At 68.5% G+C, this 13,640-nt stretch carries 10 protein-coding genes; 2 read left to right on the top strand and 8 right to left on the bottom strand.

Annotated features, from left to right (window positions below; translation table 11 throughout):
* Positions 1–109: 109 nt before the first annotated feature.
* The 3 genes from AB0I21_RS42450 to gyrB are packed head-to-tail and all read right to left on the bottom strand — an operon-like array spanning position 110 to position 5,456.
* Positions 110–970, bottom strand: a complete 861-nt coding sequence (locus AB0I21_RS42450; protein ID WP_360569333.1) for a DUF3566 domain-containing protein — start codon at positions 968–970, stop codon at positions 110–112.
* Between the two features lie 3 nt (positions 971–973).
* Positions 974–3,484, bottom strand: a complete 2,511-nt coding sequence (gene gyrA, locus AB0I21_RS42445) for a DNA gyrase subunit A (protein ID WP_344508483.1) — start codon at positions 3,482–3,484, stop codon at positions 974–976.
* Positions 3,485–3,512: 28 nt separating this feature from the next.
* Positions 3,513–5,456, bottom strand: coding sequence for a DNA topoisomerase (ATP-hydrolyzing) subunit B (gene gyrB, locus AB0I21_RS42440; RefSeq protein ID WP_360569332.1), 1,944 nt, complete (start codon positions 5,454–5,456; stop codon positions 3,513–3,515).
* A 453-nt stretch (positions 5,457–5,909) separates the two neighbouring features.
* Between gyrB and AB0I21_RS42435 the strand changes: the two genes are divergently transcribed.
* Complete coding sequence (locus tag AB0I21_RS42435; RefSeq protein ID WP_344508487.1) at positions 5,910–6,467, top strand: hypothetical protein; 558 nt, start codon at positions 5,910–5,912, stop codon at positions 6,465–6,467.
* An 87-nt stretch (positions 6,468–6,554) separates the two neighbouring features.
* Here the strand turns inward: AB0I21_RS42435 and AB0I21_RS42430 are convergent, their stop codons facing one another.
* From AB0I21_RS42430 to dnaA, 5 genes are all read right to left on the bottom strand, one after another.
* Positions 6,555–7,034, bottom strand: coding sequence for a DciA family protein (locus AB0I21_RS42430; RefSeq protein ID WP_360569352.1), 480 nt, complete (start codon positions 7,032–7,034; stop codon positions 6,555–6,557).
* Between the two features lie 61 nt (positions 7,035–7,095).
* A complete protein-coding gene (recF, locus tag AB0I21_RS42425) occupies positions 7,096–8,229 on the bottom strand; it encodes a DNA replication/repair protein RecF (RefSeq protein WP_360569331.1) in 1,134 nt (377 codons plus the stop codon).
* Between the two features lie 2 nt (positions 8,230–8,231).
* Entirely contained in the window at positions 8,232–9,104 is an 873-nt protein-coding gene (gene gnd, locus AB0I21_RS42420; RefSeq protein ID WP_360569330.1) for a phosphogluconate dehydrogenase (NAD(+)-dependent, decarboxylating), read from the bottom strand.
* Positions 9,105–9,122: 18 nt separating this feature from the next.
* Entirely contained in the window at positions 9,123–10,253 is a 1,131-nt protein-coding gene (gene dnaN, locus AB0I21_RS42415) for a DNA polymerase III subunit beta (RefSeq protein WP_344508495.1), read from the bottom strand.
* A gap of 964 nt (positions 10,254–11,217) precedes the next feature.
* A complete protein-coding gene (gene dnaA, locus AB0I21_RS42410; RefSeq protein ID WP_360569329.1) occupies positions 11,218–13,023 on the bottom strand; it encodes a chromosomal replication initiator protein DnaA in 1,806 nt (601 codons plus the stop codon).
* A 479-nt stretch (positions 13,024–13,502) separates the two neighbouring features.
* Here dnaA and rpmH point away from each other — a divergent pair, with 479 nt between their 5' ends.
* Positions 13,503–13,640 carry a 50S ribosomal protein L34 gene (gene rpmH, locus AB0I21_RS42405; RefSeq protein ID WP_033360019.1) on the top strand — a complete coding sequence of 46 codons (138 nt, stop codon included), beginning with the start codon at positions 13,503–13,505 and terminating at the stop codon, positions 13,638–13,640.

Below are 13,640 nucleotides of genomic sequence, written 5' to 3'. Positions count from 1 at the left end.
AAAAGCGGCGTATCAGCGCGACGATGAAGGTTACCGCACCCGACACCCAAGCCTCAAACCGGTTCCCCCCGCGGCGAGTCGAAGCGCCCGCCGCGGGGGAAAACGCAGGTCAGTCCTTCTCGGCGAGGGTCAGCTCGATGCCGCCGACCAGGTCGGCGCAGACGTTGTAGATGAAGGAGCCGAGGGTGGCCAGCGCGGTGAAGAGGACCACGTTGACCACGCCGAGGAGGGCGGCGCCGCCGATGACACCCTTCGCGGTGATGCGGAAGGTGTTGTTGGCCTGGCCGCCGGTGGAGCTCACGATGTCGGCGAGGGCCTTGTTGACGCTGTTGAAGACGTCCATCGCGTCGAGGGCCAGGTAGAGCACCGACGTGGCGACGATCACGACGACGAACAGGACGAACGAGACCGCGAACGCGAACTTCATCACAGACCACGGGTCGATGCGCTTGAGGTGCAGCCGGGCCCGGCGTGGGCCGCGGCCGACCGCGGAGCTGACCGTCTTGCGGGCGGCACGGACGGCCTCGGTGACGCGGGCGGAGCCGCTCACCGCCGCCGCGGGCGTGTTCAGCGCCTGCGTGGCGCCCGCGTTGGTCGGGCGCACGGAGGCGCGTGCGACGGCGACGCTGGCCGTGCCGGTCGCCGCGCCGCTGGTGGGCGCCGCCGGCCCGCCGGCGCCGAGCGTGACCGGCGGAGGCGTCGTGACGCCCGCCTTGCCCATCGCCGCCGAAGGCGACTGGATCGGCACCGTCAACGAGTCGGGTGGCGGGGCCATCCCCGGTGCACGCTGAAACTTCGGCGTGCCGCCGATGGTGGTCTCGCCGGGCGTGCTGGTCCCGTTGACCGCGCCGGCGTCGCCGCCGGCGGCAGGCGCCCCCGAGTCGGATCCCGTCATGGCAGCCTCTCCGGCCGGCTTGGCCTCATCGGTTGCTGCCGAGGCGCTCCCCGACTTCGCCTGTGTGTCTGTCATCAACTAGTCCTGTTCGTCGGGCTCATCGGCGTTGCGGGCGATCGCGACGATGGTCACACCCTCCGGCAGGTCCATGAGCTTGACCCCCATTGTGTTCCGATCCCGCGTACGTCGTACAGGCTTCACGGGAGTCCGGATCACGCCACCATTTGAGGTGATGGCGAAAAGCTCATCGTCCGGAGAGATCACCGCGGCGCCAACGAGCCCGCCGCGACGAGAGGTGATTTTAGCGGTGAGGACGCCCTTGCCGCCGCGACCTTGCACCGGATATTCCTCGATGGGAGTCCGCTTGGCGAAGCCACCGTCGGTGGCCACCAACACGTCCAGATCCATCCCTTCGCGCACAACTTCCATCGCCAGCAGTTCATCACCCTCGGCGAAGCGCATGCCGATCACCCCCGACGTCGCGCGGCCCATGGGGCGCAAGGTGTCGTCGTTTGCGGTGAAGCGGATCGCCTGCGCCTGCTTGCTGACCAGCAGCAGGTCGTCCTCCGGGCCGAGCAGCGCGGCGCCGACGAGCTCGTCCTCGTCGCGCAGGTTGATGCCGATGATCCCACCGGACCGGTTGGAGTCGAACTCCTCCAGCTTGGTCTTCTTGACCAGGCCGTCCTTGGTGGCCAGGACCAGGTACGGCGACACCTGGTAGTTCGGGATCTCGATCACCTGCGCGATGTGCTCGTCGGGCTGGAACGCCAGCAGGTTGGCGACGTGCTGACCCTTCGCGACCCGGCTCGCCTCGGGCAGCTCGTATGCCTTCGCCCGGTAGACGCGTCCCTTGTTGGTGAAGAACAGCATCCAGTCGTGCGTCGAGCAGACGAAGAAGTGGCTGACGATGTCGTCCTGCCTCAGTGTCGCACCGGAGACGCCCTTCCCGCCGCGCTTCTGCGAGCGGTACAGGTCGACCTTGGTGCGCTTCGCATACCCGGTGCGGGTGATGGTGACGACGACGTCCTCCCGCGCGATGAGGTCCTCCATGGAGACCTCGCCGTCGAACGGGATGATCTGGGTCCGCCGGTCGTCGCCGCGGCGGGAGACGATCTCGGCGAGCTCCTCGGAGATGATCTGCCGCTGCCGGGCCGGCGTGGCCAGGATGTCCTTGTAGTCGGCGATCTCGATCTCGATCTTCGCCAGCTCGTCGAAGATGCGCTGGCGCTCCAGAGCGGCGAGCCGGCGCAGCTGCATGTCGAGGATGGCGGTGGCCTGGATGTCGTCGATGTCCAGGAGGTTCATGAGGCCGTTCTTCGACTCCTCGGCGCTCGGCGAGCGCCGGATGAGTGCGATGACCTCGTCGAGCATGTCGAGGGCCTTGACCAGGCCGCGCAGGATGTGGGCGCGCTCCTCGGCCTTGCGCAACCGGTACGCGGTGCGCCGGACGATGACCTCGATCTGGTGCGTGACGTAGTGCCGCACGAACTGCGCGAGGTTGAGCGTGCGGGGCACGCCGTCGACGAGCGCCAGCATGTTGGCGCCGAACGTCTCCTGCAGCTGCGTGTGCTTGTACAGGTTGTTGAGCACGACCTTGGCGACGGCGTCGCGCTTGAGCACGATCACCAGGCGCATGCCGGTGCGGCCGGAGGACTCCTCGCGGATGTCGGCGATGCCGGCGAGCTTGCCCTCCTTGACCAGGTCGGCGATGCGCTCGGCCAGGTTGTCGGGGTTGACCGCATACGGCAGCTCGGTGACCACGAGGATGGTCCGCCCGCGGGCGTCCTCCTCGACCTCGACGACGGCGCGCATCCGGATCGAGCCGCGGCCGGTCCGGTACGCGTCGATGATGGCCGACGTGCCGACGATGAGGCCCTTGGTCGGGAAGTCGGGGCCCTTGACGATCTTGATCAGCTCGTCGAGCGTCTCGGCCTCGTCGGCGTCGGGGTTGTCCAGGCACCACTGGACGGCCTGGGCGATCTCCCGCAGGTTGTGCGGCGGGATGTTGGTCGCCATGCCGACGGCGATGCCGGTGCTGCCGTTGACGAGCAGGTTGGGGATGCGCGACGGCAGGATCGTGGGCTCCTGGGCCCGGCCGTCGTAGTTGGGGACGAAGTCGACGGTGTCCTCGTCGATGTCCCGCAGCATCTCCATGGCGAGCGGGTCGAGCCGCGCCTCGGTGTACCGCATGGCGGCGGCGGGGTCGTTGCCCGGCGAGCCGAAGTTGCCGTTGCCGTCGATCAGCGGGTAGCGCAGCGACCAGTTCTGCGCCATACGGACCATGGCGTCGTAGATCGAGGCGTCGCCGTGCGGGTGGTAGTTACCCATCACGTCGCCGACGACGCGGGCGCACTTCACGTAACCACGGTCGGGCCGGTAGCCGCCGTCGAACATGGCGTAGAGGATCTTGCGGTGGACTGGCTTGAGGCCGTCACGGACGTCCGGAAGGGCCCGCCCGACGATGACGCTCATCGCATAGTCGAGGTAGGACCGCTGCATCTCGACTTCGATGCCGATCGGTTCGATCCGGCTCGCGACCGCTGAACCACTCTCGTCGGGGGTCTCCGGAGTGGAAGTCGGTTCCGTCACTCTTTATCCCTTTTCTCAGTGTCGACGGTCAGATGTCGAGGAACCGGACGTCTTTAGCGTTGCGCTGGATGAACGAGCGGCGTGCTTCCACGTCTTCGCCCATCAGGACGCTGAAGAGCTCGTCCGCGGTTGCAGCGTCGTCCAATGTCACCTGACGGAGCATGCGGGTCGCCGGGTTCATCGTCGTTTCCCACAGCTCGGGGTAGTTCATCTCACCGAGACCCTTGAACCGCTGGATGTCGTCGGGCTTGGCATTGGGCTTGCTCTGCTGGCGCAGCGTGATCAGGCCGTCGCGCTCACGATCGGTGTACGCGTACTGCGCGTCGTCGCCCTTCTTGTTCCACTTGATCTTGTACAGCGGGGGCGCCGCGAGATACACGTGGCCGAGCTCGATCAGCGGGCGCATGAACCGGAACACCAGCGTCAGCAGCAGCGTCTGGATGTGCTGGCCGTCGACGTCGGCGTCGGCCATCAGGATCAGCTTGTGGTAGCGCAGCTTCTCGATGTCGAACTCGTCGTGGATGCCGGTGCCCAGCGCCGTGATCAGCGCCTGGACCTCGTTGTTCTTGAGGACGCGGTCGATGCGCGCCTTCTCGACGTTGAGGATCTTGCCGCGGATCGGCAGGATCGCCTGGACCCGCGGGTCGCGCCCCTGCTTGGCCGAGCCGCCGGCGGAGTCACCCTCGACGATGAACAGCTCGGAGACCCGGGGGTCGTTGGACTGGCAGTCGGCCAGCTTGCCGGGCATCGAGCCGGACTCCAGCAGCGACTTGCGCCGGGCCAGCTTGCGCGCCTGCGAAGCGGCCAGTCGCGCCCGGGCGGCCTGGGACGCCTTCGTGATGATGGTCTTGACCTCGGCCGGGTTGCGGTCGAACCAGTCGACCAGCCACTCGTTGCACACCTTCTGCACGAAGCTGCGGGCCTCGGTGTTGCCGAGCTTGGTCTTCGTCTGGCCCTCGAACTGCGGGTTGGTCAGCTTGATCGAGATGATCGCGGCCAGGCCCTCGCGGATGTCCTCACCGGTGAGCTTCTCGTCGCCCTTGAGCAGCTTCTTGTCCGCGCCGTACTTGTTGACGACGGAGGTCAGCGCGCTGCGGAAGCCCTCCTCGTGGGTGCCGCCCTCATGCGTGTTGATCGTGTTGGCGAACGTGTAGACGCTCTCGCCATACGACTCGTTCCACTGCATGGCGATCTCGACGGAGATGCCCTCGCCGTCGGAGCCGAACTCCACCACCGAGCGGTGGATCGGGGTCTTGGTCGCGTTGAGGTGGCGGACGAAGTCGGCGATGCCGTTCTCGTAGCAGAAGACGACCTCCCGCTTCTCCTCGGGCGCGTCGGTGCGCTCGTCGCGCAGCGCGATCTTCAGCCCGCGGTTGAGGAACGCGTACTCCTGGATGCGCCGGTAGACCGTCTCGTAGTTGAACTCGAGGGTCTCGAAGATCGCGCCGTCGGGGAAGAACGTCACGCTGGTGCCGGTGCGGTCGGTCGCCTCGCCCTTCTGCAGCGGGTCGGGCACCGAGTTGCGGTACACCTGCCGCCAGACGAACCCGTCCTTGTGGATCTCCAGGTCGATGCGCGTGGACAGCGCGTTGACGACCGAGATGCCGACGCCGTGCAGACCGCCGGAGACCGCATAGGCCTTGCCGTCGAACTTCCCGCCGGCGTGCAGCACGGTCAGGACGACCTCGACGGTCGGGCGCTGCTCCTTCGGGTGGATGTCGACCGGGATGCCACGACCGTTGTCCACGACCCGGACCCCGCCGCCCTCGAGCAGCGTGACCTCGATGGTGTCGCAGAAGCCCGCCAGGGCCTCGTCGACGGCGTTGTCCACGACCTCCCACACCAGGTGGTGCAGGCCGCGCTCGCCGGTCGAGCCGATGTACATGCCTGGGCGCTTGCGGACCGCCTCGAGCCCTTCGAGGACGGTGATCGCGGAGGAGTCGTATTGGCCTTCGGGCTTGTTTGCTACCACCCTCGGTCGCTTTCTCGCACTGGCCGGCCACGCTGGAGGGCGCCCCGGGTCTCGTGCGGAGTCGTGCGAGCACTACGGTCGCGGATGCGGGCACGCAAGTGGCCTGCGCCCCACCGAACGGGCGCCGCGACCACCGGCGGGCCGACACCGCGGACGCGTGCACGCGGGGATGTGTCGGCTGGTTCTCAGAGCCTTCGCTCTGCCCGCAATCCTACTGTGCCCCTGCGACATTTTCGCATCGGGACGGCGCCTGTAGTCGTCGTAGCGGCCCGAACGGTACGGGGCGAAGGTCCCCCTACGCGGGAGGGGTCCGAACGGGCGATGACGGGCGGCACGGCGAGCACTGGGATGCTGTCGCCGGGTTCGGCACCTGCGGGGGTCGCGCAAGCGGCCGTTCGTGCCGTATGTTCCCCGCCGCGGGGGCGGGGCAAGTGTGAGAGCGAGGGGTCCGCGATGGGGTTGGACAACGTCGCCGTGCAGTGGCCGCGCACCGGACGGTTCTACGACCCGGTGGCGCCGGCCGAGTTCGTCGACTTCGCCGAGCTGGCAGAGAAGCTGCCGCTGCACGCGGGGCCGGCCGCGGCACTGGCGGACCATGTGGCGAAGACCGGCACGGTGCGCGTCACCGGTTATACGGAGCTGGTGGACCTGCTCTTCGGGCTCAACGGTGTGCTTTTCGCCACCGACGCGGCCGCCGAGGACGAGGATCCGGTGATCAGCCCGGACGACTGCGCCTGGATCGCCGGCGGCCTCGAGCGCTTCGTCAACGGGCATCAGGAGTTCGGCGACGAGATCACGTTCGAGACGGTGAGCACGGTGCTGCGCCGGGCCCTCGAAGGCTCCCGCCTCGCCGAGCAGCAGCTGCGCTGGCTGCAGAGCCGTCTCGACGCGCTACGTGACGACACCGGCGACGCTCCGCAGTGGAGCTACACGATCGCCGAGCTGGACGTGCTCGCGAAGTTCTACCGGCGCTGCGCCAACCGCGGATTCGCCGTATACGCCGACTTCTAGATATGGCGTTTGCGGCATTTGTACGACGCAGCGGGCCCGACACCCGTTACCCGCCGGACTGAAGGGCCTGGTTTCGTGGCAGGCCGATCAGCCGTAGGTGTCACGTGGGCCACGCCCGCGGACCCGCATCGGCCCGCGGCTCCACGAAGGCGTCGACGGTCCGTGGATGTGCAGCGTCTTCACGACGTTGTGACCGACCTCACCCGCGATGCGGGCGATGAGCCGCTTGGAGAGCATCCGTAGCTGCGTCGCCCACGCCGTGGACTCCGCCTCGACGGTCAGCTCCCCGTTCTCCAGCTTGATCGGCCGGCAGTGGGCCGCCACGTCGGCGCCGACGACCCGCTCCCACTCGCCGAACACGGTCGCCTCGGCCGCCGGCCGCTGCCACCCCCGCGCCTTCACGACCCGCCCCAGGAGCGCGCCGAACAACTGCGGGTCCCTCGGGTCGGGCCCCGGTCCGGTGTATCCGCGCCGCCGCCGCGAGTCGCCGCCGCCCTCGGGCACGGCCTTGCGCCGCGGCTGCGCCTTCCGCTTGGCGAGGGCCGCCTCGACCGCCGCCCGGGCCAGCTCCGGCCCGCTCTTGTCGCCGGCGCCCGTCCGGGGATCTCCGGCCGGGCCGCCACCGGTGTCAGCTACGTCGCACCTCGCCTCCGCCAACCTCGTAGCGCGCGCCTCGGAGCGCGCGGGGCACGTCGTCGTCGACGGCACACGTGACGATGACCTGGCTCGCGCCGCTGACGAGCTCGGCGAGCCGCTCGCGGCGGCCCACGTCGAGCTCGGCGAACACGTCGTCGAGCACCAGCACCGGCTCCACCGCGTCGTCCCGCAGCAGATCGTAGGCCGCCAGCCGCAGCGCGAGGGCGTAGGACCAGGACTCCCCGTGGCTGGCGTACCCCTTCGCCGGCAGGTCGCCGAGCGTCAGCGTCAGCTCGTCGCGGTGCGGGCCGACCAGGGTCACGCCCCGCTCGACCTCCTGCTTGCGGGCCTCCCCTAGCGCCACCAGCAGCGCCTGCTCGATCTCCCCCTGTGCCGTTTCCCCCTGTACCGGCAGCGGGAACGACGGGCTGTAGGCGATGCGGGCGTCCGACCGGCTGGCGCTGACCGCCGCGTACGCCTTGGCGACGTGCGGCGCGAGCGCGGCGACGAGGTCGAGCCGCGCCCGGACCAGCTGGGCGCCGTGCTGGGCCAGGTGGCTGTCCCACACGTCGAGGGTCGACAGGTCGCCGCCGCGGCTGCCGCCGGTCTTGCGGGCCAGGTAGGCGCTGCGCAGCAGCGCGTTGCGCTGCTTGAGCACCCGGTCGTAGTCGGAGCGCACGCCGGCGAACCGCGGCTGCCGGGTGACCAGCAGCTCGTCCAGCATCCGGCGGCGCTCGCCCGGGTCACCGCGGATCAGCGACAGATCCTCCGGCGCGAACAGGACCAGCTTCAGCGCGCCGAGGATGTCGCGGGTGCGGGCCACCGGCGACCGGCCCAGTCGCGCCTTGTTGGCCTTGCCGGGCTCGATCGACAGCTCGACGAGCAGCTCGCGCTCCTCGTGGACGATGGCACAGCGGACCACCGCGCGGCTCGTGCCGAAGCGCACCAGCGGCGCGTCGGTCGCGACCCGGTGGGACTCGAGGCTGGCCACATACGCGAGGGCCTCGACCAGGTTGGTCTTGCCCACACCGTTGGGCCCGACGAGCACGCACGCCCCGGGCCCGAACTCGACGACGACCCGCTCGTAACTGCGGAAGTCGACGAGCTCGAGACCGCGGACGTACAAACTCAGCCCTTCTTGACCGCGTGACCGCCGAACTGGTTGCGCAGCGCGGCGACCGCCTTCATGGCCGGCGAGTCGTCCTGCCGCGAGGCGAACCGGGCGAACAGCGACGCCGCGATCACGTTCATCGGCACGGCCAGCCGGATGGCCTCCTCGACCGTCCAGCGGCCCTCGCCGGTGTCGTCGGCGTAGCCCCGCAGGCCGTCGAGGTTGGGGTCCTCGTCGAGGGCCCGGTCCATCAGGTCCAGCAGCCACGACTGCACGACCGAGCCGGCCCGCCACGACTTGAACACCTCGGGGATGTTCTCGACGTATTCGGAGGCCTCGAGCAGCTCGTAGCCTTCGGCATAGGCGTGCATCATGCCGTACTCGATGCCGTTGTGGACCATCTTCGCGTAGTGGCCGGCGCCGACGCCGCCCGCGTGCGCGAAGCCGAACTCGCCCTCGGGCTTGAGCCCTTCGAAGATCGGCATGCAGTGCTCGACGTGCTTCTTGTCGCCGCCGACCATCAGCGCATAGCCATTGGTCCGGCCCCAGACGCCGCCGGAGACGCCGACGTCGAGGTAGCCGAGGCCCTTCGTGGCGAGCCGCTCGGCCCGGGGGCGGTCGTTGCTGAAGCGCGAGTTGCCGCCGTCGATGACGATGTCACCGGGAGACAGCAGACCGGAGAGCTCGTCGATGGTCGGCTCCGTGTACTGCACCGGGACCATGATCCACACGACGCGGGGCGCGGCGAGCTTGTCGACCAGCTCGCTGAGCGACGACACGTCGGTGACGTCTGGGTGGTGGTCGTAACCGATGACCTCATGCCCGGCGGCGCGCAGCCGCTCACGCATGTTGAAGCCCATCCTGCCCAAGCCGATGAGACCGAGCTGCATGTCTGGTGCCTCCGAAACTCAGCTGCCGATGCGAACCGGCATGATCAAGTACCAGTATCCAGGGATGATTTCTCCATCATCCTTGGCCGGGGACATGACCGCAGGCTTCTTCGGGTCAGTGAACGACAGCACGGCGATCGGGGCGTCGAGCGCCTTGAGGCCGTCGAGCAGATATTGGTGGTTGAAGGCGATGGTCATCGGCTCGCCCTCATAGGTGCAGTCCATCGCCTCGCTGGCCCGCGCGTCCTCGCTGCCGCTGGCCTCGACCACGAGACCGTCGGCGCTGAAGGACAGGCGCACCGGGGTGGACCGCTCGGCGACCAGGCCGACGCGCCGGACCACCTCGTTGAGCGCGGAGACCCGGATGCGGGCCTGGGCGTTGTGCGTGTCGGGCAGCAGCGCCCGCACCTTCGGGAAGTCGCCGTCGAGCAGCCGGGACGTGGTGCGCCGGGTGCCGCCGGCGAAGCCGATCATGCCCTCGCCGATCTTGCCCCGCGACAGCGCGACGGAGACCGAGCCACCGGTCGGCCCGAGGGTCTTCGCGGTGTCGTCGAGGGTGCGGGCCGGCACGAGGGCGGCGAGGCTGACGTCGGGCTCGTCGGGCCGCCACTCCAGCTCGCGCACGGCGAGGCGGTAGCGGTCGGTGGCGAGCAGCGTCAGCTTGGTGCCCTCGAGCTCGACCCGCACGCCGGTGAGCATCGGCAGCGTGTCGTCGCGGCCGGCGGCGATCGCCACCTGCGAGACGGCACCGGCGAAGGTGGCCGCGTCGACGGTGCCGGCCAGCTCGGGCATCTCCGGAAGCGTCGGATAGTCCTCGACGGGCATCGTCGGCAGCGTGAACCGGGCACTGCCACACGTGATCTCGACGTGCGACCCGACGGCGGCGACGTCGACGGGCTTGGCGGGCAGCGACTTGGTGATCTCGGCGAGCAGGCGCCCGGAGACGAGCGTCGCGCCGTCGGCGTCGGCCTGGACCTCGACGGTCACCTGGCTGGACACCTCGTAGTCGAAGCCGGACACCTGCAGGCGGCCGTCACCGACTCTGAGCAGAACACCGGCAAGCACCGGCACAGAAGGGCGGCTGGGCAGGCTCTTGGCTGTCCAGGCGACGGCATCGGCGAGCGCGTCGCGCTCGACTCGGAACTTCATCGCGGTCCTCCCGCGTCGTCTCGTCTCAAGCGTGGTGCTGCATCGAACCTTAGGGCTTCCCCGGCGGTGCCGTGCACCGACCCCACCAAAATTCCAGCCCGAGACTTATCCACTTGCTGATGATTGCTTTTTTCTCTCTTTTAAAGAGATTTACTTCGTAGTCATAGGTGGTGTGGATTCTGTGGACAACCCCCGTTTTAGCAGCTCAGCGGGGTTATGTCTCTGGGTATGAGCTGTGCATAACCCTCTGTGTACAAAGTTGTGGATTGTGGATAAGCGGTCATCCACAGGCGTTGTCCACCGGCTATCCACCGGGAATCCACAGGGTTCCTCCACCATCTGGGGATAACTCGTCCCGAGCCGCATTCACGTTCTGTCGATGACTCGATCACTCTTCGGATGTGTCCACAGGTCTTCCACACACTCTCCCCAGGAGTTATCCACAGACTGTGGACGGGGCTTGTGTGCATTCCGTAGCCGTCTCGTCACTTGTGAGCACCCGACTACCTAGTGTGGCGAAGAGTTGGCACAAACGAAGTTATCCACAGGTTCTGTGGATAAAATGTGTGGATAACTCCGGCAAACCCCTCGGGGGTATATGCCCACAAGCTGTGGGCAACCTGGGGATGACGCTGTGGACAGCTTATTGCCATAAGCGCCTGGATCCCAGGTCGGAGGCCTGTGGAAACAGTGGATAACGCGCGTTGTCCACAGGCTGTGCGCAACGTCGGTGGACAGTGCATTCTTCGCAAATCGACTCGGTATCGCGAGGGAACTCACAATGTTGTCCACAGGCTGTTTGTGAGCACCGCTCAGGTCGGCGGTTGTGCACAGCCGGTCCGCCCTGCCGATCGGGTCGCGGACAGGGCGGCGGGCGGCAGTCGTACACCTGCCGCGACCGCAAACAGAAGGGCCGGACCGGCGCCGTCACGCGCCCATCCGGCCCTCTGCGGGACGTCGGCCCCTACGTCGTCTGCTTGATGCGGTTGGTCAGCTCGGCGATCTGGTTGTAGAGCGAGCGCCGCTCGGCCATCTGCTGGCGGATCTTGCGGTCGGCGTGCATGACGGTGGTGTGGTCGCGGCCGCCGAACGCCTGGCCGATCCGTGGCAGGGAGAGATCGGTCAGCTCGCGGCACAGGTACATGGCGACCTGGCGCGCGTTGACGAGCACCCGCGACCGGCTGTGCCCGCGCAGGTCCTCCAGGCTGACGCCGAAGTAGTCCGCGGTCGACGCCATGATCTGGTCCGCGGTGATCTCAGGCCCGGAGCCGTCGGGGATGAAGTCGCGCAGCACCTCCTCGGCGAGGCCGAGCTCGACGGGCGCGCGGGTCAGGTTGGCGAACGCGGTGACGCGGATCAGCGCACCCTCCAGCTCGCGGATCGACGACGCGACCCGCGACGCGATGAACTCCAGCACGTCCGGCGGGGCGAACAGCCGCTCCTGCGCCGCCTTCTTCTGCAGGATCGCGATCCGGGTCTCCAGGTCCGGCGGCTGGATGTCGGCGAGCAGGCCCCACTCGAACCTCGTCCGCAGCCGGTCCTCGAGCGTCGCCAGCTGTCGCGGCGAGCGGTCGGAGCTGATCACGATCTGCTTGTTGGCGTTGTGGAGGGTGTTGAAGGTGTGGAAGAACTCCTCCTGCGTCCGCTCGCGCGTCTCCAGGAACTGGATGTCGTCGATCAGGAGGATGTCGACGTCGCGGTACCGCCGCTGGAACGCCTGCGTCTTGTCGTCGCGCAGCGAGTTGATGAAGTCGTTGGTGAACTCCTCCGTCGACACGTAGCGCACGAAGCGGGCGTTGCCGAGCATCGTGGCGTACTGGCCGATCGCGTGGAGCAGGTGCGTCTTGCCGAGCCCGGAGCCGCCGTAGATGAACAGCGGGTTGTACGCCTTGGCCGGCGACTCGGCGACCGCGACCGACGCGGCGTGGGCGAAGCGGTTCGAGGAGCCGATGACGAACGTCTCGAACGTGTACTTCGGGTTGAGCCGGTTGCCGGCGGAGTCGCCCGCGGGGGTCTGTGCGCTGCGGCGGTCCTCGCGGCCGGTGCCGGGGTTGGACGGCGGGCGGGGCGGCAGGGGCTCCTCGTCCTGCAGCGGCGAGCGGCGCAGGCGTTCGTCGCGGGCGGCCTCGAAGGCGGTGCCGGAGTGCTCCGTGCGTTCCGCCGGCGACCAGCCGGTCGTGCCCTTGGAGGGGGTGTCGGACGGGAGATCGAACAGGCGGTCGCTCTGGGGCCGCTGGTCCTGCGGCTCGTGTGCCCGCCGGTCCTGCTCGTAGCCCGGCCGGTCGTGTTCGTACCCCGGGCGGTCCTGCTCATAGCTCGGCCGGTCCTGGTTCGGCCGGTCCGGGAGCATGCGGTCCTGGATCAGCCGGTCCTGCTCGTAGGACGGCTGCGGCGGCGGCTGGTACTGCGGCTGTGGATAGTGCGATGCCGATGCCGATGCCGTGTCCGCCAGCTGGCCGGCGGTGCCGTTGGACCAGTGCGAGGCGGACGGGGCCGGCAGCGGCGGCGCGTCCTCCGGGGGGCGGACCGTGACGGCGACCTGGATGGCCCGGCCGAGCAGCCGCGACAGCGCCTCGGTGATGACCGGCCGGAGGCGCGACTCGATGACGTCGCGGGTGAACGCGTCAGGCACGGAGAGCAGCGCGGTGTCCTCGACGATGGCCCGTAGCCTCGTCAGCCGCAGATAGGCACGCTGCTGCGCCGAGACGATCTCGTCTGCGAGCTCGTCCGTCGCCGCATGCCATACAGCTGCGAGGTCGGTGTCAGTCACCGTTCGCGCACCCCCATCGTCGCCCCCCACCGCGAGTGGACCGTGCGCCGGAAGTTCCGCCCGTCCCGGGTCCCATTGTCCACAGGTTTTCCACAACCTGTGTATCAACGAGTCATGTGCCGTGGACGGATCGTCCTGATTCCCCCTCGCCCCGTGCCGAGTTGGCGGCAGTCGTGGTCCCGTGGCGGAGGTTCTGCAGGTTGGATGCGGTGCCATGCCCCCTGTGGCGCATCCGATTAGTGGCGGAAAGTCCTTTGTGCCCTGTCGCCGGTCGTCGCGGTGTCTACCGGCAACCGGGCACGTTAACAGCGTTGTCCACAACCACTCAACCGTTGTCCACAAGTAACCTGTGGATTTCGGGCCGATCCGTGGCATCGTTGACGGTCTGTAGGGCCGCGCGTACCCTGGTTCGGCTGGGGAAGCTTTCCCTGATAAACTCCAGTGACCAGCCCTACGCCGCTACGAAGACGGAGCCCGACGTGAGCAAGCGCACCTTCCAGCCGAACAACCGCCGGCGCGCGAAGACCCACGGTTTCCGGCTGCGCATGCGCACCCGGGCCGGCCGCGCGATCCTGTCGGCGCGCCGCGCCAAGGGGCGCGACCGCCTGTCGGCCTGA

Source organism: Dactylosporangium sp. NPDC050588 (assembly GCF_040654975.1).
GTDB lineage: Bacteria > Actinomycetota > Actinomycetes > Mycobacteriales > Micromonosporaceae > Dactylosporangium > Dactylosporangium maewongense.
Note: the sequence above shows the minus strand (reverse complement) of the source record. Positions and strands in the feature narration are given on the sequence as shown.